Genomic DNA, 20,821 nt, shown 5'->3' with positions numbered 1-20,821 from the left:
CGGCGCGCGCCCCTGCCACAGGGGGAACGACGCCCGCCCGACGGAACGGCAACCGAAACATCCTTTCCGATATCCCGTTGATGACCTGTGGCATCAACGAAGAAAGCAGTAGGTCATGCACCTTCTCGACTCCGTCGACGCCTCGTCGCTGCGCAGCGACATCCCGGCCTTCCGCCCGGGTGACACCGTCAACGTCCACGTCCGCGTCATCGAGGGCAACCGCTCCCGTGTGCAGCAGTTCAAGGGCGTAGTCATCCGCCGCCAGGGCTCCGGCGTGCGCGAGACCTTCACGGTCCGCAAGGTCAGCTTCTCCGTCGGCGTCGAGCGCACCTTCCCGGTGCACACCCCGATCGTCGAGAAGATCGAGGTCGTGACCCGCGGTGACGTCCGTCGCGCCAAGCTGTACTACCTGCGTGAGCTGCGCGGCAAGGCTGCCAAGATCAAGGAGAAGCGCGAGAGCTGAGCCGCGCCGCCCGGAGCGCGATTTTTTGCGCCAGGGCAACGCAAAGCGCCTCTCGCGTCCGATGTCCGGACGTGGCCGGATAGGCTCGGGCCCCGATGGACACCGACGCACAACTCACGGAGCGCGACTCCTCTCCCACCCCCGACAAGGGGTCGGAGCAGGGGTCGCGCTTCGCGCGTTTCCTCGCCCGTGCGGCCCGCCTGCGCCATCGGCCGGTCACCCTGTTCGCGCTGTGCCTGGCGTTCGCCCTGCTGCTCAGCGCCGCTTTCGCACAGCCCTTTCTGATCCCCAGCTCCTCCATGGAGAACACCCTGCAGATCGGGGACCGGGTGCTGGTCAACAAGCTGGCGTACCGTTTCGGCAGCGAGCCCGCGCGGGGCGATGTGGTGGTGTTCGACGGCACCGGGTCTTTCGTTCACAGGGAGCAGGGGGAGAATCCCGTCACGGGGCTGGTGCGCGGAGCCGGCGCGGCGCTGGGACTGGCCCGACCCGCCGAGACCGACTACGTCAAACGCGTGATCGGCATCGGTGGTGACCATGTGACCTGCTGCGACAGACGGGGGCGGATCGAAGTGAACGGTGAGCCCGTGAGCGAGGGCTACCTCCACCCCGGGGACGCGCCGTCCTCGGTGGAGTTCGACATCGTGGTGCCCGAGGGCAGGCTGTGGGTCATGGGGGACCACCGTGCCAAGTCGAGCGACTCCCGCGACCACCTCGGCCAACCGGGCGGCGGCACGGTCCCCCTCGACAAGATCATCGGCCGCGCGGAGCTGATCACCTGGCCGGTCGGCCGCTGGCGCACCATCGACGCGCCAGGGTCCTTCGACCGGATACCCCCCGCGGCAGGCTCCCATGGGTAGCCGCGGACGCCCCCGTCACGGGCGGCAGACCACCGCCAGGCCCGGACGCGGAGCCGACGGCCCCAGCAGCGACTCCGCGGGCGGGTACGGCGACTTGGCGGCGCCCGGCGAGCCCCAGGAGGCCGGCGAGGGCGGCCGGCAGCCACGCCGGCCCGCCACCGGCGGACGGGCCGAGCGGCGGCGCCAGGCCAAGCGCATCAAACGCCGCAGGCAGCGCTCCTACCTCAAGGAAATCCCCATCCTCATCGGGGTGGCGCTGGCCATCGCCCTCGTTTTGAAGACCTTCCTCGTCCAGGCGTTCGTCATCCCGTCGGGCTCCATGGAGCAGACGATCAAGATCGGCGACCGGGTTCTGGTCGACAAGCTCACCCCCTGGTTCGGCTCCAAGCCGGAGCGCGGCGACGTCGTCGTCTTCAAGGACCCCGGCAACTGGCTCAAGGGGGAGCAGGTCAAGCCCGCCGACGACGGGGGCGCCTTCCAGCCGGTCAAGGACGCCATGACCTTCATCGGGCTGCTGCCGTCGGCCGATGAGCAGGACCTGATCAAGCGGGTGGTGGCGGTCGGCGGCGACACCGTCAAGTGCTGCGACAAGCAGGGCCGGGTCACCGTCAACGGCACCCCGCTGACCGAGCCGTACGTCCATCCGGGGAACCCGCCCTCCCAGATCAAGTTCACCGTGAACGTTCCCACCGGACGCATCTTCGTGATGGGCGACCACCGTTCGGACTCCGCGGATTCGCGCTTCCACCTGAGCGAGCCGTACCGTGGCACGGTCTCGGAGGACAACGTCGTGGGCCGGGCCGTGGTGATCGCCTGGCCGTTCAGCCACTGGCGGCGCCTCGAAGAGCCGGACACCTTCGCAACCGTGCGCGACGCGCCGGGCGCCAGGGCGTCCGCGGCGGATGTGCCGCATAGGGTGTCACCCGAGAGTTTGACCGTACTCCCGACCCCTGCGGAACTCCCGCTCGTTATGGGAGTGGTGGGCCTGCACCGGCTGACGGGCGGGCGAGTGCGTGGAGTAAGGAGCAGATGTGGGGGACTTGGCGGTCGGCGCGCGGTCCGGAACCGAAGAGCCCGAAGAGCCGGCAAGGCGCGGTGAGACCCCGCAGCCGGCGGCGAGTTCCGTGCATCAGTCACGATCACAGTCACAGTCGGAGCCGCAGCGCGGGGTGCCGTTGGGCAAGCCGGACACTTCGGAGACGTCCGATACGTTGGACCAGGCAGCGGACGAGGAGGCGGGCGGCAGCATGAAGAAGGCCAAGAAGCCGCGCGCCTTCTGGAAAGAGCTGCCGATCCTCATCGGTATCGCCCTGCTCCTGGCGCTGCTGATCAAGACGTTCCTGGTGCAGGCGTTCTCCATCCCGTCCGACTCGATGCAGGACACCCTGCAGCGCGGGGACCGGGTCCTGGTCGACAAGCTGACGCCGTGGTTCGGCTCCAAGCCGCAGCGCGGCGAGGTCGTCGTCTTCCACGACCCGGGCGGCTGGCTGAACGAGACCCCGACGCCCGAGCCCAACCCCGTCCAGAAGGTCCTCAGCTTCATCGGCCTGATGCCCTCGGCCGAGGAGAAGGACCTGATCAAGCGGGTCATCGCGGTCGGCGGCGACACGGTCGAGTGCCACGGCAGCGGACCGGTCAAGGTCAACGGCAAGGCGCTGAAGGAAGAGTCGTACATCTTCCCCGGCGCCACACCCTGCGGTGACCGCGCCTTCGGCCCGATCCACGTCCCCGAGGGGCGGATCTGGGTGATGGGCGACCACCGTGACGACTCCCTCGACTCCCGCTACCACCAGAACCTCAAGGGCAACGGCACGGTGTCGGAGGACGAGGTCGTCGGCCGGGCGTTCACCATCGCCTGGCCCATCAACCGCTGGGCGACCCTGCCGGTGCCGGACACCTTCGACCAGCCCGGGATCGACAAGGCGATGGCGGCGGCCCCGGCCGCTCTGGGCCTGGCCGGCGCGGTGCCGCTCGTCATGTGGCGCCGCCGGAGGCTGACCGGAGAGCGTAACCCCAGGTAAGGTGCCGTCCCGGATCTTCGACGCGGACCGGTCCGCGGGGTGGGAGCTGGGATGAGCAGCAGTACGGAACGCAGGACCGACGGCCGCGGCCGGACCACGGGCAGTGTGCTGTCAGGTCTGGCCGTGGCCCTCGGCTGTGTGCTGTTCCTGGGCGGCTTCGTATGGGGGGCGCTGACCTACCGCCCCTACACGGTGCCGACCGATTCGATGTCCCCGACGATCGCGGCCGGGGCCAGGGTCATGGCCGAGCGGGTGGACGGCTCCGAGATACGCCGCGGCGACATCGTCGTCTTCGAGGACTCCGTATGGGGCGATCTGCCCATGGTCAAGCGCGTGGTCGGCACCGGCGGTGACAAGGTCTCCTGCTGCACCAAGCAGGGCCGGCTCACCGTCAACGGGATCCCGATCGAGGAACCGTATCTGCAGGGCAGCGGCCCCGCCTCACCTGTCGGCTTCAAGGCCACGGTGCCCGCCGGCCAGCTCTTCCTCCTCGGCGACCACCGCAGCGACTCCCTCGACTCCCGCGTCCACCTCACCGACGGCGACCACGGCTCGGTGCCGCGCAGCGCCGTCCAGGCCCGGGTCGACGCCCGCGCCTGGCCCCTGGGCAGCATCGGGATGATGCAGCGCCCGGCCGGTTTCTCCGCCCTCCCCGGTGGCACCTCCCAGCCCGGACCCCTGCAGCCCATCACCCTCTCCGTGGTCGCCGGCGCGGTCCTCATCCTCGGCGGTGCGGCCTACGGGCCGATCGCCCGGCGCAGGGCGCGCCGGCGTGGGTGAGCGGGGCGCCGGGACGCCGGCCGAGGGCAGCGGGCCCGCGGTCCCCGGGAAGCCGGCCCCGGCCGGCGTACGGCAGGTCTCCCGCGTCGTGCTGCTCGACCCCGACGACCGGATCCTGCTGCTCCACGGCTTCGAACCGGACCGTCCCACCGAGACCTGGTGGTTCACCCCGGGCGGCGGCCTGGAGGGCGACGAGAGCCGTGAAGCGGCCGCCCGGCGCGAACTCGCCGAGGAGACCGGGATCACCGACGTCGTCCTCGGTCCGGTCCTGTGGAAGCGTCATTGCGCCTTTCCCTTCGACGGGCGGCGCTGGGAGCAGGACGAGTGGTATTACCTGGGCAGGACCGCCCGGACCGCCACCGACACCGGCGGGCACACGGACCTGGAACGGCGCAGCGTCTCGGGGCTCAGGTGGTGGACTTCGGAGGAACTGTCCGCGTCCCATGAGACGGTGTATCCGACCAGACTCGCCGAGCTGCTGCGCACGCTGCTCGACGAAGGGCCCCCCAATGCGCCGGTGCAGCTGGAGACCGAGAGGGTCTGACGCACAATAGGGGGACGCACGGCTGAAGGGGATCTGCCATGAGCGCCGAGGACCTCGAAAAGTACGAGACCGAGATGGAGCTGAAGCTCTACCGGGAGTACCGCGACGTCGTCGGTCTGTTCAAATATGTGATCGAGACCGAGCGGCGTTTCTACCTCACCAACGACTACGAGATGCAGGTGCACTCGGTTCAGGGCGAGGTGTTCTTCGAGGTCTCGATGGCTGACGCCTGGGTCTGGGATATGTATCGCCCGGCCCGCTTCGTCAAGCAGGTGCGCGTCCTGACGTTCAAGGACGTGAACATCGAGGAGCTCAACAAGAGCGATCTGGACCTGCCGGGGAGCTGAGCCGGCCGCGGGCCGCGGCAGCCGGGCATGTGGCGCGCCCTCCGCCGGTCGACGGCGCGCCCTGGGTGACACGTGTGGGTGAGCGAGTTATCCACAATCGGCTCACTGTCCACCAAGATCCAAAAGATCGTGGCGAGGGCGTCACAGTCGGTGCCGGAGGTGGTGCCGCATGAACGCCATGCAGGCCGGCCGCACGGCCGGGAAGGACACACGGATCGGGGACGACGTACGGACTGGGGGCGACCCGCAGACCGGGGATGACGTACGGACCGGGTACGGCCTACAGGCCGGGGACGGCACGCTGGCCAGGAGCGACACGCAGGCCCGGGGACCGCGGGACGGGGCGCGGGGGAGGCGGCGCGACAGGTCTCGTACGGCCCGCCGGCCCGCGGCGGGCAGGCCACCGGCCGCCACGCCACCGGCGACCAAGCCCGCCGACATCCGCAGACGGGCACTCGGCCGCTACGGCGAGGACCTGGCCGCCCGGCAGCTCACCGAGGCCGGGATGCGGATCCTGCACCGCAACTGGCGCTGCCGGGAAGGCGAGATCGACATCGTCGCCTCCGACGGCGACGCCCTGGTGGTCTGCGAGGTCAAAACCCGTCGCGCCGGCCGCTACGAACACCCCATGGCGGCCGTACGCCCCGAGAAGACCGCCCGTCTGCGCCTGCTGGCCGAGCGCTGGCTGGAGCGGCACGGCGGCCCACCACCCGGCGGCGTCCGGATCGACGTCATCGGGGTCCTCCTGCCGCCGCGCGGCGCCCCCGTCGTCCAGCACGCACGGGGGGTGGCGTAGATGGGATTCGCCCGCACCTGCTCCGTCGCCCTGGTCGGGGTCGAGGGCGTCGTCGTCGAGGTCCAGGCCGACCTGGAACCCGGCGTCGCGGCCTTCACCCTCGTCGGACTCCCCGACAAGAGCCTGGTCGAGTCCAGGGACCGAGTACGCGCCGCCGTCGTGAACTCCGGCGCCGAATGGCCGCAGAAGAAGCTCACCGTCGGCCTCAGCCCGGCCTCGGTACCCAAGAGCGGCAGCGGCTTCGACCTGGCCGTGGCCTGCGCGGTCCTCGGCGCCGCCGAGCGCCTCGACCCCCGCGAACTCACCGACCTGATGATGATCGGCGAACTGGGCCTGGACGGCCGCGTCCGCCCCGTACGCGGCGTGCTGCCCGCCGTACTCGCCGCCGCCGACGCCGGATACCGCCAGGTCGTCGTCCCGGAACGGACCGTCGCCGAGGCCTCACTCGTGCCCGGAATCTCCGTCCTCGGCGTCCGCAGCCTGCGCCAGCTGATCGCCGTCCTCGCCGACGAGCCCGTGCCCGAGGAGGAAGGCCGGCCGGAAGAAGGCCGCCCCGATCCGCTACTGGCCGGACTGGCCGTGCCCGGCACCGGCGCCGGAGCGGGCCTGCCGCGCGGCGAGCACACCCCCGACCTCGCGGATGTCGCAGGCCAGCACGGTGCCCGCAGAGCACTGGAGGTGGCCGCCGCCGGACGCCACCACATCTTCCTCAAAGGCCCGCCCGGCGCCGGCAAGACCATGCTCGCCGAACGCCTCCCAGGACTGCTGCCACCGCTGGGCCCCAAGGAATCCCTGGAGGTCACCGCCGTCCACTCGGTAGCGGGCACCCTTCCACCGGGACAGCCACTGGTCCACCGGCCGCCCTACTGCGCCCCGCACCACTCCGCGACGATGGCCTCCCTCGTGGGCGGCGGCACCGGCCTGCCCCGCCCCGGAGCCGTATCCCTCGCCCACCACGGCGTGCTCTTCGTCGACGAGGCCGCCGAGTGCAGCCCCCGCGTCCTGGACGCCTTACGCCAGCCCCTGGAATCCGGGCACGTCGTCGTCGCCCGGGCCGCCGGGATGATGCGCATGCCGGCCCGGTTTCTCCTCGCCCTCGCCGCCAATCCCTGCCCCTGCGGGCGGCACGGCACCGTCGGCGGCGGCTGCGAATGCCGCCCGTCCTCCGTCCGCCGCTACCGCGCCCGCCTCTCCGGGCCCCTGATGGACCGGGTGGACCTGCGGATCTGCGTGGAACCGGTTGCCCGCTCCGAACTCATCGCGCTCGGCCGCCGCGCCGAATCCACCGACACCGTGGCCGAACGCGTACGGGCGGCCCGCGAACGCGCCGAAGCCCGCCTCACCGGCACCCCCTGGCGGACCAACAGCGAGATCCCCGGACATGAACTCCGAACCCGCTGGCAGGTCCACCCCGGCGCCCTGGCCCAGGCGGAACGCGATCTCGAATGCGGCCTGCTCACCGCCCGCGGACTCGACCGCGTCCTCCGCGTCGCCTGGACCGCCGCCGACCTCGCCGGCCGTGACCGCCCGACCCGGGAAGACGTCGACTGGGCCCTGGAACTGCGGACCGGCGTCCGCCGCGGGGCTCCGATGGCGGTCGGCGTGGGTGGCGGCAGTGGCACAGGAGGAACCGCGGGTGCCGGCGAGCGGGAGACCGCGGCCGTCCGGCCGCCGGACAAGCAGGAGTGAGCCATGAACGGACCCGACGACCACAAGATCGACGCATGGGGCTTCGCCACCCACGGGCCGCAAAGCGCGGCGGACGACACGAGCCGCGCGCCCGATCCGACGACCGCCCCGGACCAGGACCACCCACCGCCGACGGCTGCCATGCCACGCCCCACCCCAGGCAGGCACCCCGCTACCCACCAGGACCACGATCCACAGCGCATCGCCCGCGCCGCCCTCACCCGGATCCTCGAACCAGGCGACGAGACCGCCGGCCGCTGGCTGCGGCAGATGGGCCCCGTGGCCCTGTGGCGGACGCTGTCCGACGACGACGCCCACCCGCCCCCAGGCGCAAGCCCGACGAAGATCGCGGGCCTGAGGCTGCGCGCCTCCCGGGCACGCCCCGAAGAGGACCTCGCCGAGGTCACCGCACTCGGCGGCCGCTTCATCTGCCCCAACGACGAGGAGTGGCCCGGGCAGCTGGACGACCTCGGAGACGCCCGCCCCATCGGCCTGTGGGTGCGCGGGAGAACCAACCTCCGGATGTGGGCGCTGCGCTCCGTGGCCGTCGTCGGCGCACGAGCCTGTACCGAATACGGCGCCCACCTGGCCACAGCCCTCAGCGCCGGACTCGCCGACCGCGGCTGGACCGTGGTCTCCGGAGCCGCCTACGGCATCGACGGCGCAGCCCATCGTGGTGCGTTGGCCGCGGACGGCGCCACCGTCGCCGTACTCGCCTCCGGCATCGACCACATCTACCCGCGCGGCCACACCGAGTTGATCGGACGGATCATCGAACAGGGCCTGGTGGTCGCCGAGTTACCGCCCGGCGACCACCCCACCCGCAGCCGCTTCATCCAACGCAACAGGGTGATCGCCGCACTGACCAGAGGCACCGTCGTCGTGGAGGCCGAACTCCGCAGCGGCTCACTGGTCACCGCCCGGCGGGCGACCAGCCTCGGACGGTTCACCATGGGCATGCCGGGGCCCGTCACCAGCGGCCTGTCCGCCGGCGTCCACCAACTCCTGCGCGGCGAGGCCACGGTGGTCACCGACGCCGACGAGGTCATCGAACTCGTCGGCGCCATCGGCGACCTCGCCCCCGAAAGGCGCGGGCCGACACTCGTCCGCGACCTCCTGGACCCGGTCGCGGCCCGCCTGTGGGAGGCGCTGCCGGCCCGCGGCAGCGCGGACGCCGACCACCTCGCCCGGGAAGCGGGCATTCCCCGCGACGTCGCCCACGGAAAACTCCTCGAGCTGCAGTCCCTGGGATTCGTGCAAAGGTGCGGCGACCGCTGGGAGTTGACGCGACGCGCCGAGACGACCGACGGTTCCCGGCGAGGCGGTACTTGACCTGGGGCGAACGGGTGAAAGGGTGAGGGGAATGACCGCAGAATCCAGGTTTGCCATGCTTCGGCGTATGAGTCCGCCCCGTGGGGTCACCCCCATGTGGCCCCACGCGGCCCCGGGCTCCCGCGCGCCGCGTCACCGCGCCCGTCCGCACGACCCCCCGAACGCGTGCACCCGGCACCGTATCCGGGTGTCGACACGCCGTACGAGGTAACCCTGAGGTGCGGGCAGCGGAACGTATCTGCGCACCCCCGAACCTGGCTTCCTCGCGTACCGCGACACTCCGGTCACGCTACGCTCACAGGCAAATTCAACCCTCATGCATCCATCCACCCGCGTCTCGGCAGAACGGCTCAAGGCGACGAATGCCCCAGCACACCTCCGGGTCTGATCGTGCGGCAGTACCACCCGCCGCACGCGGCAGCGTGCGCCCCGCCCCACCCAGCTCGCTCGACGACCTGTGGCGCTCCTACAAGGCATCTGGCGACGGGCGACTGCGGGAGCAGCTGATCCTGCACTACTCCCCGCTGGTCAAGTACGTCGCCGGCCGCGTCAGCGTCGGCCTGCCTCCCAACGTCGAGCAGGCCGACTTCGTCTCCTCCGGAGTCTTCGGGCTGATCGACGCCATCGAGAAATTCGACCCCGAACGCTCCATCAAGTTCGAGACCTACGCCATCACCCGCATCCGCGGCGCGATGATCGACGAGCTGCGCGCGCTGGACTGGATCCCACGCTCCGTACGCCAAAAGGCCCGCGCCGTCGAACGTGCCTACGCCACCCTCGAAGCACAGCTGCGCCGCACCCCGTCCGAGGCGGAGGTCGCCGACGAGATGGGCATCGCGCTGGAGGAACTCCACAGCGTGTTCAGCCAGCTGTCCCTGGCGAACGTGGTCGCGCTGGAAGAGCTGCTGCACGTCGGCGGCGAGGGCGGCGAACGGCTCAGCCTGATGGACACCCTCGAGGACACGGCCGCCGAGAACCCGGTCGAGATCGCCGAGGACCGCGAGCTGCGCCGGCTGCTGGCTCGGGCCATCAACACCCTCCCCGAACGTGAGAAGACCGTGGTCACGCTCTACTACTACGAGGGACTCACGCTCGCCGAGATCGGCAACGTCCTCGGCGTCACGGAGAGCAGGGTCAGCCAGATCCACACCAAGTCCGTGCTGCAGCTCAGGGCGAAGCTCGCCGACGTCGGACGGTGAGTCAGCTCGCGGGGCCACGCCTTCCCCAGCCGCCGTTCCGAGCGGTCTTCCCGAGCCGTGTCGCCGGGCGGAGTGCCGCGGCGGGCGTGCCATCCGTAGAGTGGTGACGTGCCCAGGATTCGAGCGGCCTCTGTGGCCGAGCACCGGACCATGCAGCGCGGCGCCCTCTTGGACGCCGCCCGCTCCCTGCTGTCCGAAGGCGGAACGGAAGCGCTGACCTTCCCCGCCCTCGCCGAGCGCACGGGACTCGCGCGCTCCTCCGTGTACGAGTACTTCCGCTCGCGCGCGGCCGTCGTCGAAGAGCTGTGTGCGGTCGACTTCCCCGTATGGGCCGCCGAGGTCGAAGCGGCCATGCAGCGCGTCGACACGCCCGAGGAGAAGATCGAGGCGTATGTGCGCCGGCAGCTGGCGCTGGTCGGCGACCGGCGCCACCGAGCCGTCGTCGCCATCTCGGCGGGCGAGCTGGACGCGGGCGCACGCGAGAAGATCCGCGCCGCACACGGCGGGCTCATCGCCATGATCGTCGAAGCGCTCGCCAACCTCGGCCACGAACAACCGCGACTCGCGGCGATGCTCCTGCAGGGCGTCGTGGACGCAGCGGTCCGCCGCATCGAGCTGGGCGCCGCGGAAGACCCGAACGAGATCACCGAGGCAGCCGTCTCCATGGCCCTCCACGGCGTCGCCCACACCTGATCCGGGAGGCCGGGGCCGTCCTGGCCCCCGGGCCTCACCCTCACCGCCGTGCAGCGTCGCGGGGCGTGGCCCGAGGAAAGATCTTGCCGCGGTGACAGCGGGCCGCGAGGCTGGGCCCATGCCGGGACAGACGAAGCGGAAACGGCGGCAGCTGGAGGCCGGACAGCGGGATTCCGCCCGCTTCAGCGCTGACGCGGGACGCTGGGAAGTGGTCGTCGAGACCCAGGACCCGTCAGAGTGGCGTGCCCAGGTTCGTCGCCTACGGGCGGAGCACGGGCAGATCGACTGGTCCATGACCCGGGTCGACACCCTCTGCGGGCGCCTGGCCCACCCGACCACCTATCGGTTGAGCCGCTTCGTACCGAACACCGAGGCCGCTCCTGCCGAGGAGCGGCACGGTGGTTGATCTTGTGTCTGGGACCGCCCTGATGTGACGGGCACGGTCTGGGGGCTCCCCCCTCGGGGCCCCGCCCCCCGCCCCCCCGCCCCCCTCCTCCCTCCCCCTCTCGCCCTCCCGCCCGTCCTTTGCCTCACGGCTCTCTGCCTGCCGTGCCCTGGTCTCCAAGCCCTGGCAGCCGTGCCTGGCCCTCTGACCCTCTGCCCCTGGCTCCTGGGCGTGAGCCTTCTGGTCCTGGTCTCTGGGCGTGGCCCTCCGGCTCTGGCTCCGGGGGTGGCCCCTGGGCCCTGGACGCTGGGCCTGGTGTCCTCGCCTCCCGTCCTCACCGGCAGGCGCGATTACTCATACTCACCACCGGTGGCATTGGCTGTGTCAGCCCCGCCCTCGGCTCCGTTCCTCGTACGGCCTTCCCTCCCTGCCGAACGCCGAGGTGCGAGTCGGCCGAGCGCCCAGAGCGCTGCGACGGCGAGGACGACCGCTCCCGTGAGGCCGACCACCGGTGGGTTCTGCCCCCCTTCCTGGGCTGTTGGCTCCGGCGCCTCCGGTCCGCGGGGCACGGTACGACCGCCCGGTGGCAGCGGAACTCCGAAGACCGGGAGCAGGCGCGACGGGCCACTGCCGCGCATGCTCGTGGGGAGCAGCGACAGCGGGTCCAGATAGGTCTTGCCGCGGCGCAGGCCCCAGTGGAGGCACGGTGCGCGGCAGTGGAACGGGCCACGCTGCAGGACGGCGACCGCTTGGCCCGCGGTGACGCGCTGGCCCTTTCGTACCGTGGGGCGTACCGGCTCGTACGTGGTGCGTAGCGGAGGCCGGCCCGAGCGGGACACCTCGATTGTCAGCACGCCACGGCCGGCGACGGCTCCCGCGTACGCCACCCTGCCGGGCGCGGCGGACCGTACCGTCGTGCCGACGGGGGAATCGAGGTCCACGCCGCGGTGCCCGGCCGCCCACGGTGAGGGGGGCGGTTCCCATCCACGTACCACCGTGGGCCGTATGCCCGCCGGCCCCTCCACCGGCCAGGCTCGTTCCGCACCTGGCCGCTCCGCAGGCCCCCCGGCCTCATCCCGCTCGCCGGCCTCGCCATGTGCCGCAGCCTTGGTGCCTTCTGCCCCCTGGGGGCCCCTCTTCCCCTCGGCGTGCGCCGCCCCGTTGCCGTGCCCCGGGCCCTCCTCCTGCACCGCGCTCGCGGCCCGCACGGCGACCTTGGCGCGCCCCGGCTTCTCGGGCCCAGTGGCCGGCTCCGCGATCCGAGCCGAGGGCCTCGTCCAAGCAGCCCCGGCCGTCCGAAGCCCACCCACCGTCCGAAGCCCACCCACCGTCCGATGTCCACCCACCGTCCGATGTCCGTCCGTCGTCCGCTGATGCCCATGCACCGCCCCCTGTCCTATCCCCACCAGCTCCGCGCCGCGCTCCGCCGCCGCGGCCATGGCCGGAATCGCGGTATGCGTGAGCGGGATGCCCAGGAGCAGCGACGGGAAGGCGAGCAGTGCGGCCGTGGACGGGGCCAGGAGTGCGCCCAGTGCGCGGGCGGGAAAGAAGCAGCTCGGCCCGTAGCCGTACCGCTCGTCGGGCGGTGTCGGCGGTAAGGGCGCCGGTGGCAGGAGGACGGACCGAGGTGGGTGAGGGGGGATCGGTCGGCATCGTAGCCGGCTGCGGATCCCGCACCGTCGCCGTCCTTCCGTCCCGGTCGCGGTGCCCCCGCCGAGCCTGCCGAGCCCTCGGAGGCCATGGGTGTCATCGCGGCAGCTGAGAGTGCGCCGGCTTCCTGAGCTGCCGAACCCGGCCCCATCGACCTCACCGACCTCACCGTCCCCACTGAATCCGTCGGTTTCGCCGACTCCGCCGCTCGCCCCGGACGTCCGCCGCATGTCGTGATGAGCGTCTGGCCGGATGTCCTGCCGCATGTCCTGCCGCATGCCCTGTCGCGTGTCTTGCCGCTTGTCGTGTCGCATGGGTCGACCGTGACGCAGTCCGCCGCAGCGTGGGGATCTTGGTTCGGATCTGTGGATGAGGGGCCGGTTGTGGATAACGGTGTCACTCGTACGGGGGCCGGGCCTCACTCGCTCGGGCTTCGAAATGGTGCGTGTCGCCCGGTGCATCGGCAGTCCCGTACACTTCTGGTGGCGATCCGGGTCACCGGGTCGACTTCGCACGCCCCGCCGTCAGTGCACCAGTCCCTTTCGGGCAGCACGACGGCCGCGCTCCTCGGTCCTCGGACGGCTCCGCAAGGTGTCTTCCCCGGCAGGCGCGTCGGGGCGTCAGGCACCGCGGCCGACCGGTCGCAGTGGAACCGAGAACAACAAGGAGTACGGCCATGGCCGTCGTCACGATGCGGGAGCTGCTGGAGAGCGGCGTCCACTTCGGGCACCAGACCCGCCGTTGGAACCCGAAGATGAAGCGCTTCATCTTCACCGAGCGCAACGGCATCTACATCATCGACCTGCTCCAGTCGCTGTCGTACATCGACCGCGCCTACGAGTTCGTCAAGGAGACCGTCGCCCACGGCGGCTCCGTCATGTTCGTCGGCACGAAGAAGCAGGCCCAGGAGGCCATTGCCGAGCAGGCGACCCGCGTGGGCATGCCCTACGTGAACCAGCGCTGGCTCGGCGGCATGCTGACCAACTTCTCGACCGTCTACAAGCGCCTGCAGCGCCTGAAGGAGCTCGAGCAGATCGACTTCGAGGATGTGGCCGCCTCCGGCCTCACCAAGAAGGAGCTCCTGGTTCTCTCCCGCGAGAAGGCCAAGCTGGAGAAGACCCTGGGCGGTATCCGCGAGATGCAGAAGGTGCCCAGCGCCGTCTGGATCGTGGACACCAAGAAGGAGCACATCGCCGTTGGTGAGGCGCGCAAGCTCAACATCCCGGTCGTCGCGATCCTCGACACCAACTGCGACCCGGACGAGGTCGACTACAAGATCCCGGGCAACGACGACGCGATCCGCTCCGTCACCCTGCTCACCCGCGTGATCGCCGACGCCGTCGCCGAGGGCCTCATCGCCCGCTCCGGTGCCGCCACCGGCGACCAGAAGCCCGGCGAGAAGGCTGCTGCCGCCGAGCCGCTGGCCGAGTGGGAGCGCGACCTGCTCGAGGGTGAGAAGAAGGCCGACGCCGAGCCCGCCGCCGAGGCCCCGGCCGCCGCCGAGGCCGAGAAGCCGGCCGCGGACGCCGAGCAGGCCTGACTCCGGACCGGATGATGACGGCGGGGGAGGGCGCCACAAGCGCCGCCCCCGCCGTTCACCCGTAGATCTTTCGATTCGAGACTTCGAGAAGAGATTCACAGACCATGGCGAACTACACCGCCGCCGACGTCAAGAAGCTCCGTGAGCTCACCGGCGCAGGCATGATGGACTGCAAGAAGGCCCTGGACGAGGCCGAGGGCAACGTCGACAAGGCCGTCGAGGCGCTGCGCATCAAGGGCCAGAAGGGCGTCGCCAAGCGCGAGGGCCGCTCCGCCGAGAACGGCGCCGTGGTCTCCCTGATCGCCGGCGACAACACCTCCGGCGTCATCGTCGAGCTGAAGTGCGAGACGGACTTCGTCGCCAAGGGCGAGAAGTTCCAGGCCGTCGCCAACCAGATCGCCGAGCACGTCGCGAAGACCGCTCCGGCCGACGTCGAGGCCCTGCTCGCCTCCGAGATCGAGGCCGGCAAGACCGTCCAGGCGTTCGTCGACGAGGCCAACGCCAACCTGGGCGAGAAGATCGTCCTGGACCGCTTCGCGCAGTTCACCGACGGCTACGTGTCGGCGTACATGCACCGCACCATGCCCGACCTGCCGCCGCAGATCGGTGTCCTCGTCGAGCTCGACAAGGAGAACGCCGAGGTCGCCAAGGGTGTCGCGCAGCACATCGCCGCGTTCGCCCCGAAGTACCTCTCCAAGGACGACGTCCCGGCCGAGGTCGTCGAGGCCGAGCGCCGCGTCGCCGAGGAGACCACCCGCGCGGAGGGCAAGCCCGAGGCTGCCCTGCCGAAGATCGTCGAGGGTCGCCTCAACGGCTTCTTCAAGGACGCGACGCTGCTCGGCCAGCCGTACGCGCTCGACAACAAGAAGTCCGTCGAGAAGGTCCTCCAGGAGGCCGGTGTCACCCTGAAGCGCTTCTCGCGCATCAAGGTCGGCATCTGAGCCTGCCGCGAAGGCAGCGAATGACCTACGACCCCGCTAGGGTCGTACGCAGTCGGCCGCTCAACGGCCGACCGCAGATGTGACGAGGAGGCCATTGCCGCAGAGGGATCTGGACCAGACCCACGGCAATGGCCTTCTTCGTATGTGCACGAGGAGAGCTCAATGAATCACGGTGCCGACGGCGCGCACACAGACCATGCCGGTAACGGTGGCAGGCGACGCTTCCTGCTGAAGCTGTCGGGCGAGGCGTTCGCCGGCGGCGGCGGACTGGGCGTCGACCCCGATATCGTGCACGCGATGGCCCGCGAGATCGCCGCCGTGGTACGCGACGGCTACGAGATCGCCATCGTGATCGGCGGCGGCAACTTCTTCCGCGGCGCCGAACTCCAGCAGCGCGGCATGGACCGGGCCCGCTCCGACTACATGGGCATGCTCGGCACGGTCATGAACTGTCTGGCCCTCCAGGACTTCCTGGAGAAGGAGGGCATCGACTCCCGCGTCCAGACGGCCATCACCATGGGCCAGGTCGCGGAGCCGTACATTCCGCTGCGCGCGGTGCGCCACCTGGAGAAGGGCCGGGTCGTCATCTTCGGCGCCGGTATGGGCATGCCGTACTTCTCCACCGACACCACCGCCGCCCAGCGCGCCCTGGAGATCGACGCCGAGGCCATGCTGATGGGCAAGAACGGGGTCGACGGGGTCTACGACTCCGACCCCAAGAAGAACCCGGACGCGGTCAAGTTCGACGCCCTCGAATACGGTGAGGTCATCACCCGCGACCTGAAGGTCGCCGATGCCACGGCCATCACGCTGTGCCGGGACAACAAACTCCCGATCCTCGTGTTCGAACTGCTCGCCGAGGGCAACATCGCGCGCGCGGTGAAGGGTGAGAAGATCGGCACGCTCGTCAGCGATCAGGACACCCGGGCCTGACGGCCCCAACTGCCGCGATTCCGTACGGGCATCGGCCTGTACGGGCGGCAACTCCCGGCCGGGACACAACCCTCGGTACGGGGATGGACAACCGCCTGCCGGTCGGACACCGTGCAGGAGAAGACGCGCGGCAGGGGCGAGGCTCTGCTTCTTACCGAAAAGACCAGGAGCAAGTGGTGATCGAAGAGATCCTCCTCGAGGCCGAGGAGAAGATGGAGAAGGCCGTCGTGGTCGCCAAGGAGGACTTCGCCGCGATCCGCACCGGGCGTGCGCACCCGGCGATGTTCAACAAGATCGTGGCGGACTACTACGGTGCGATGACGCCGATCAACCAGCTGGCGTCGTTCTCGGTTCCCGAACCGCGGATGGCCGTGGTCACCCCGTTCGACAAGAGCGCGCTGCGCAACATCGAGCAGGCCATCCGGGACTCCGACCTCGGCGTCAACCCGAGCAACGACGGCAGCATCATCCGGGTGACCTTCCCGGAGCTGACCGAGGAGCGCCGCAAGGAGTTCATCAAGGTCGCCAAGAACAAGGGCGAGGACGCGAAGATCTCGATCCGCAGCGTCCGCCGCAAGTCCAAGGAAGCCCTGGACAAGCTCGTGAAGGACAAGGAGAGCGGCGAGGACGAGGTGCGCCGCGCCGAGAAGGAGCTCGACGACACCACCGCGAAGTACGTCGCGCAGGTGGACGAGCTGCTCAAGCACAAGGAATCCGAGCTCCTCGAGGTCTGATGAACGAGTCATCCTGGGGAGCCCCGCCCGGCGCCGGTCGATGGGGACCGCCCGACAACGGACCGGCCTCCTCGCTTCGCGGGGTGGCGCCCCCCGTCTCGGCGGGTCCCGTGCACGACTGGGGCGACGCGGCGCAGACTCGGCCCATGCCCATCGTGCCCGAGCCAGGCGGCCACCAGGACGACGACCGGGAACGACGGGACATCCGGGATAACCGGGACCACCCGGACGACCGGGGGGCTGCTCGACTGAGTGGCCCCCTGTTCCGCGACGAAAAGCCGCAGGAGCCCATGCCCACTGCTTTCCCCGATTCCTCCGGGTCCGACCGCGCGCCGGACTCGGAGCGGCCGAAGAAGAAGAGCGCGGGGCGCAATCTGCGTGCCGCGATAGGGGTCGGCGTCGGTCTCGGTGCGGTGATCGTCGCTTCGCTCTTCGTCTACAAGCCCGTCTTCATCGGCGTGATCGCGATCGCCGTCGTCGTGGGGCTGTGGGAACTGACCTCGCGGCTGGCGGAGCGCAAGGACATCAAGGTGCCGCTGGTGCCGCTCGCGGTCGGCGGCACCGCCATGGTGGTCGCCGGATACGTGCGCGGTGCCGAGGGCGCGTGGGTGGCGATGGCACTCACCGCGCTGGCCGTCCTGGTGTGGCGCATGACCGAGGCGCCGGAGAACTACCTGCGGGACGTCACCGCCGGCGTGTTCGCGGCGTTCTACGTGCCCTTCCTCGCGACGTTCGTCGCGCTGATGCTCGCCGCCGAGGCCGACGGACCGCAGCGGGTGCTGACGTTCCTGCTGCTGACGGTCGTCAGCGACACCGGTGCCTACGCGGTCGGCTGGCGGTTCGGCAAGCGCAAGCTCGCACCCCGGATCAGCCCCGGCAAGACCCGTGAGGGGCTCGTCGGCGCGGTGCTCTTCGCGATGGTGGCCGGCGCGCTGTGCATGGAGTTCCTCATCCAGCACGGCGCCTGGTGGCAGGGCCTGCTGCTCGGCCTCGCGGTCGCGGCCAGCGCCACCCTCGGCGACCTCGGCGAATCCATGATCAAGCGGGACCTGGGAATCAAGGACATGGGCACCCTGCTCCCGGGCCACGGCGGGATCATGGACCGTCTCGACTCGCTGCTGCCGACCGCCCCGGTCGTCTGGCTGCTGTTCGTGGTCTTCGTGGGATCGGGCTGAGCCCGACACCCCGGGCCGTGCGGCCCCGCAGGTGACGCGAAAGCCCCCTGCCAGCGGATTTCCGCTGGTGGGGGGCTTTTGGCTGCTGGGTGGTGTACGGGGCGGGGGCGCCGGGCGGCGGCGGGCGGCTGCCGCGGGCGCCGGCCCGGTCAGGCCGCACATCATGACTCCCGGCCCGTCGGTCCGTCGCTCACGTCCCCTGGTTCTGGCCCGTTCAGCCCGTCGCCGTCCCCCCCAGCCCGGTCGCCTTCCTCCAGCCCGTCGCCTTCCCCCCCCATGGCTCCGGGCCCGGCCGCCAGTCCGTCACTCACAGCTCCCGGCGCCCCGCACCACCCTGGCTTGATTCCTCCCGCACGGTCCTCCGTCCCCCGCCGCCGGTGTCCCGGCGTCCCGCGTCGTCCGCGCCACGGCCCGCCCGTCGCCAGATCACCGCCATCCCGACCGCCAGGACGATCAGCGCCACGACGACGATGAGGGCCTTGGCCGCGTAGTCCAGCAGCAGATGGTGGGCGAGATCGGACGCGTCGAGGGCGAGGCCGTTCACCGTCGCCCGTCCCGCTGCCGGGTACGGGCGGGGCCGTCCTCCAGGCGACGGACGGCGGCCCGCAGCGCCGCGCGCAGGGCGGGGTCCGCGTACCGGCGGGCCTGATCGAGCCTGCCCCTGCGCTTCAGCGCCACGGCCACGGCGAAGACCACCAGGGCCAGCACCACCAGGCCACCCGCGATGACGCCGAACCTGACGAGCATGAGGTCGAGATACCGCTCCACGAGTCCTCCCGTTTTGTATCACGCTTGTGATAAAAAACAATGTATCACGGTCGTGATACAAAGGCTCCATGCCGAAGGTCGTGGATCCGGACGCCCGCCGCCGCGAGGTCGTCGCCGCCCTGTACCGAGTCGTCGTTCGGGACGGCCTGCAGCGCACCTCACTGCGCGCCGTCGCCGACGAGGCCGCACTCAACATCGGCTCGCTGCGCCACTACTTCGCCAGCCAGCAGGAGCTGATGGACTTCGCGATGCAGTCGATGCTCGACGCCCTCTCCGAACGGCTGCTCCAGCACGTCGAGCGCATCGGAGAGCTGAGCCGGTACCCGCGTGCCGAACGGCTCCACCTGGTCACCGACCTCCTGGCCGAGCTGCTGCCGCTCGACGAACGCCGCCGCGCGGAGGTCACCGTCTTCCTCGACTTCAACGCCGCGGCCCGCACCCATCCGGCCTTCCAGGACCTCGCGCACCAGGCCGCCGCCGGCACCAGGAAGCTGACGCACCGCGTCCTTGCCCGGCTCGACGAGTCCGGCACCCTGCGCCCCGGATGCGACCTCGAAATCGAGACCGAGCGCCTGGCGTCCCTCCTGGACGGCCTCTCCCTCAGCGCCGTACACCACCCCGGCATCCTCGACGGGCAGCGTTGCCGCCAGGTACTCGCCGCTCACCTGCAGGATCTGTCCCGCACCGGCTAGTTCCTGGCCGACCTGGACGATCTGCGACACTGGACGCACCATGCCTGCACCCGGAGAACTCACTTTCGTCGCGCCGCGCGGGGCCAAGAAGCCCCCTCGGCACCTTGCCGATCTCAGCCCCGTCGAGCGCCGTGAAGCGGTGGCCGCGATCGGCGAGAAGCCGTTTCGCGCCAAGCAGCTGTCGCAGCACTACTTCGCCCGCTACGCGCACGACCCGGCGCAGTGGACCGACATCCCGGCGGCGGCGCGCGAGAAGCTGGCGAGCGAGCTGCTGCCGGACCTGATGAACGTCGTACGGCACATCTCCTGCGACAACGACACCACCCGCAAGACCCTGTGGAAGCTGCACGACGGCACGCTCGTCGAGTCAGTGCTGATGCGCTACCCGGACCGGGTCACCATGTGCATCTCCTCGCAGGCCGGCTGCGGCATGAACTGCCCGTTCTGCGCCACGGGCCAGGCGGGGCTGGACCGCAACCTGTCCACCGCCGAGATCGTGCACCAGATCGTGGACGGGATGCGCGCGCTGCGCGACGGCGAGGTGCCGGGCGGACCGGCACGGCTGTCCAACATCGTCTTCATGGGGATGGGCGAACCGCTCGCCAACTACAACCGGGTGGTCGGCGCCATCCGGCGGCTGACCGACCCCGAGCCGGACGGCCTGGGCCTGTCCCAGCGCGGGATCACGGTCTCCACGGTCGGCCTGGTCCCGGCGATGCTCCGGTTCGTCGACGAGGGCTTCAAGTGCCGGCTCGCGGTGTCGCTGCACGCGCCGGACGACGAGCTGCGCGACACGCTCGTCCCCGTCAACACGCGCTGGAAGGTGCGTGAGGTGCTCGACGCGGCCTGGGAGTACGCGGAGAAGTCCGGGCGGCGCATCTCGATCGAGTACGCCCTGATCCGGGACATCAACGACCAGGCATGGCGCGGTGACCTGCTGGGACGGCTGCTCAAGGGCAAGCGGGTCCATGTGAACCTGATTCCGCTGAACCCGACGCCCGGCTCGAAGTGGACCGCCTCGCGCCCCGAGGACGAGCGGGCGTTCGTCCAGGCCATCGAGGCGCACGGCGTGCCGGTGACCGTCCGCGACACCCGCGGCCAGGAGATCGACGGGGCCTGCGGGCAGCTCGCCGCCTCGGAGCGCTGAGCGCTCGCTGGTACGGTGTCGTCGAACAAATGCACATTCCGACAGGGGAGCGCCACAGCGCTGAGAGTGCGGAAGCGTCGTAGTCCTACGGTGCCCGCAGACCCTTGAACCTCGCCCGGGTCATTCCGGGTA

At 70.7% G+C, this 20,821-nt stretch carries 23 protein-coding genes; 20 read left to right on the top strand and 3 right to left on the bottom strand.

Features of this window, described 5'->3' with window-relative positions; all coding sequences use genetic code 11:
• Positions 1 to 115 precede the first annotated feature (115 nt).
• From rplS to AC0680_RS09440, 13 genes are all read left to right on the top strand, one after another.
• Positions 116 to 463, top strand: a complete 348-nt coding sequence (gene rplS, locus AC0680_RS09500; protein ID WP_384433622.1) for a 50S ribosomal protein L19 — start codon at positions 116 to 118, stop codon at positions 461 to 463.
• Positions 464 to 558: 95 nt separating this feature from the next.
• Positions 559 to 1,323, top strand: coding sequence for a signal peptidase I (lepB, locus tag AC0680_RS09495; protein WP_478626318.1), 765 nt, complete (start codon positions 559 to 561; stop codon positions 1,321 to 1,323).
• Positions 1,316 to 2,422 (top strand): signal peptidase I, encoded by a 1,107-nt coding sequence (lepB, locus tag AC0680_RS09490; protein ID WP_478626316.1) that lies wholly within the window; start codon positions 1,316 to 1,318, stop codon positions 2,420 to 2,422. The genes lepB (AC0680_RS09495) and lepB (AC0680_RS09490) overlap by 8 nt, the downstream gene beginning before the upstream one ends.
• A 148-nt stretch (positions 2,423 to 2,570) precedes the next feature.
• Positions 2,571 to 3,344: a signal peptidase I gene (gene lepB / locus AC0680_RS09485; protein WP_478626701.1), complete on the top strand. Its 774-nt coding sequence runs from the start codon at positions 2,571 to 2,573 to the stop codon at positions 3,342 to 3,344.
• Between the two features lie 51 nt (positions 3,345 to 3,395).
• Positions 3,396 to 4,124 carry a signal peptidase I gene (gene lepB / locus AC0680_RS09480; RefSeq protein ID WP_478626315.1) on the top strand — a complete coding sequence of 243 codons (729 nt, stop codon included), beginning with the start codon at positions 3,396 to 3,398 and terminating at the stop codon, positions 4,122 to 4,124.
• On the top strand, positions 4,117 to 4,668 hold the full coding sequence (locus AC0680_RS09475) for an NUDIX hydrolase (RefSeq protein ID WP_478626313.1): 552 nt from the start codon (positions 4,117 to 4,119) through the stop codon (positions 4,666 to 4,668). Before lepB (AC0680_RS09480) ends, AC0680_RS09475 begins: the two co-directional genes overlap by 8 nt.
• Positions 4,669 to 4,706: 38 nt before the next feature.
• Positions 4,707 to 5,015, top strand: coding sequence for a DUF2469 domain-containing protein (locus AC0680_RS09470; protein ID WP_003980220.1), 309 nt, complete (start codon positions 4,707 to 4,709; stop codon positions 5,013 to 5,015).
• 439 nt (positions 5,016 to 5,454) lie between these two features.
• The gene (locus tag AC0680_RS09465) at positions 5,455 to 5,811 is read left to right on the top strand and encodes a YraN family protein (RefSeq protein WP_478626698.1); all 357 of its coding nucleotides are present in this window, start codon (positions 5,455 to 5,457) and stop codon (positions 5,809 to 5,811) included.
• Entirely contained in the window at positions 5,812 to 7,500 is a 1,689-nt protein-coding gene (locus AC0680_RS09460; RefSeq protein ID WP_478626311.1) for a YifB family Mg chelatase-like AAA ATPase, read from the top strand.
• 141 nt (positions 7,501 to 7,641) lie between these two features.
• The gene (gene dprA, locus AC0680_RS09455) at positions 7,642 to 8,832 is read left to right on the top strand and encodes a DNA-processing protein DprA (protein WP_478626695.1); all 1,191 of its coding nucleotides are present in this window, start codon (positions 7,642 to 7,644) and stop codon (positions 8,830 to 8,832) included.
• 362 nt (positions 8,833 to 9,194) lie between these two features.
• Positions 9,195 to 10,031 carry an RNA polymerase sigma factor WhiG gene (whiG, locus tag AC0680_RS09450; protein ID WP_478626309.1) on the top strand — a complete coding sequence of 279 codons (837 nt, stop codon included), beginning with the start codon at positions 9,195 to 9,197 and terminating at the stop codon, positions 10,029 to 10,031.
• A gap of 132 nt (positions 10,032 to 10,163) precedes the next feature.
• Complete coding sequence (locus AC0680_RS09445) at positions 10,164 to 10,724, top strand: TetR/AcrR family transcriptional regulator (RefSeq protein WP_478626692.1); 561 nt, start codon at positions 10,164 to 10,166, stop codon at positions 10,722 to 10,724.
• 118 nt (positions 10,725 to 10,842) lie between these two features.
• Positions 10,843 to 11,130, top strand: coding sequence for a hypothetical protein (locus tag AC0680_RS09440; protein WP_478626308.1), 288 nt, complete (start codon positions 10,843 to 10,845; stop codon positions 11,128 to 11,130).
• A gap of 329 nt (positions 11,131 to 11,459) precedes the next feature.
• On the opposite strand, the gene AC0680_RS09435 is transcribed toward AC0680_RS09440, so the two are convergent.
• A complete protein-coding gene (locus AC0680_RS09435; RefSeq protein ID WP_478626306.1) occupies positions 11,460 to 12,548 on the bottom strand; it encodes a murein hydrolase activator EnvC family protein in 1,089 nt (362 codons plus the stop codon).
• A gap of 887 nt (positions 12,549 to 13,435) precedes the next feature.
• On the opposite strand from AC0680_RS09435, the gene rpsB reads away from it, so the two are divergent.
• The 5 genes from rpsB (at position 13,436) to AC0680_RS09410 (ending at position 18,082) form a co-directional block, all read left to right on the top strand.
• A complete protein-coding gene (gene rpsB, locus AC0680_RS09430) occupies positions 13,436 to 14,299 on the top strand; it encodes a 30S ribosomal protein S2 (protein WP_384488661.1) in 864 nt (287 codons plus the stop codon).
• A gap of 104 nt (positions 14,300 to 14,403) precedes the next feature.
• Positions 14,404 to 15,240, top strand: a complete 837-nt coding sequence (tsf, locus tag AC0680_RS09425) for a translation elongation factor Ts (RefSeq protein ID WP_478626303.1) — start codon at positions 14,404 to 14,406, stop codon at positions 15,238 to 15,240.
• A gap of 162 nt (positions 15,241 to 15,402) precedes the next feature.
• Positions 15,403 to 16,173, top strand: coding sequence for a UMP kinase (gene pyrH, locus AC0680_RS09420; RefSeq protein WP_384433583.1), 771 nt, complete (start codon positions 15,403 to 15,405; stop codon positions 16,171 to 16,173).
• A gap of 176 nt (positions 16,174 to 16,349) precedes the next feature.
• A complete protein-coding gene (gene frr / locus AC0680_RS09415; protein WP_384433580.1) occupies positions 16,350 to 16,907 on the top strand; it encodes a ribosome recycling factor in 558 nt (185 codons plus the stop codon).
• Positions 16,907 to 18,082 carry a phosphatidate cytidylyltransferase gene (locus AC0680_RS09410; protein ID WP_478626300.1) on the top strand — a complete coding sequence of 392 codons (1,176 nt, stop codon included), beginning with the start codon at positions 16,907 to 16,909 and terminating at the stop codon, positions 18,080 to 18,082. Before frr ends, AC0680_RS09410 begins: the two co-directional genes overlap by 1 nt.
• 307 nt (positions 18,083 to 18,389) lie before the next feature.
• Here AC0680_RS09410 and AC0680_RS09405 read toward each other — a convergent pair whose 3' ends face one another.
• Together AC0680_RS09405 and AC0680_RS09400 are read right to left on the bottom strand one after the other, a co-directional pair.
• Positions 18,390 to 18,626 carry a hypothetical protein gene (locus AC0680_RS09405; protein ID WP_478626299.1) on the bottom strand — a complete coding sequence of 79 codons (237 nt, stop codon included), beginning with the start codon at positions 18,624 to 18,626 and terminating at the stop codon, positions 18,390 to 18,392.
• Complete coding sequence (locus tag AC0680_RS09400; RefSeq protein ID WP_478626298.1) at positions 18,623 to 18,850, bottom strand: hypothetical protein; 228 nt, start codon at positions 18,848 to 18,850, stop codon at positions 18,623 to 18,625. Before AC0680_RS09400 ends, AC0680_RS09405 begins: the two co-directional genes overlap by 4 nt.
• Before the next feature lie 68 nt (positions 18,851 to 18,918).
• On the opposite strand from AC0680_RS09400, the gene AC0680_RS09395 reads away from it, so the two are divergent.
• Both AC0680_RS09395 and rlmN read left to right on the top strand, forming a co-directional pair.
• Positions 18,919 to 19,542 carry a TetR/AcrR family transcriptional regulator gene (locus AC0680_RS09395; RefSeq protein WP_478626296.1) on the top strand — a complete coding sequence of 208 codons (624 nt, stop codon included), beginning with the start codon at positions 18,919 to 18,921 and terminating at the stop codon, positions 19,540 to 19,542.
• Positions 19,543 to 19,582: 40 nt separating this feature from the next.
• Positions 19,583 to 20,689: a dual-specificity RNA methyltransferase RlmN gene (gene rlmN / locus AC0680_RS09390; RefSeq protein ID WP_478626294.1), complete on the top strand. Its 1,107-nt coding sequence runs from the start codon at positions 19,583 to 19,585 to the stop codon at positions 20,687 to 20,689.
• Positions 20,690 to 20,821: the final 132 nt, after the last annotated feature.

It is taken from the genome of Streptomyces sp. NPDC043738, assembly GCF_056436545.1.
This window is presented reverse-complemented; position numbering and strand designations above follow the sequence as displayed.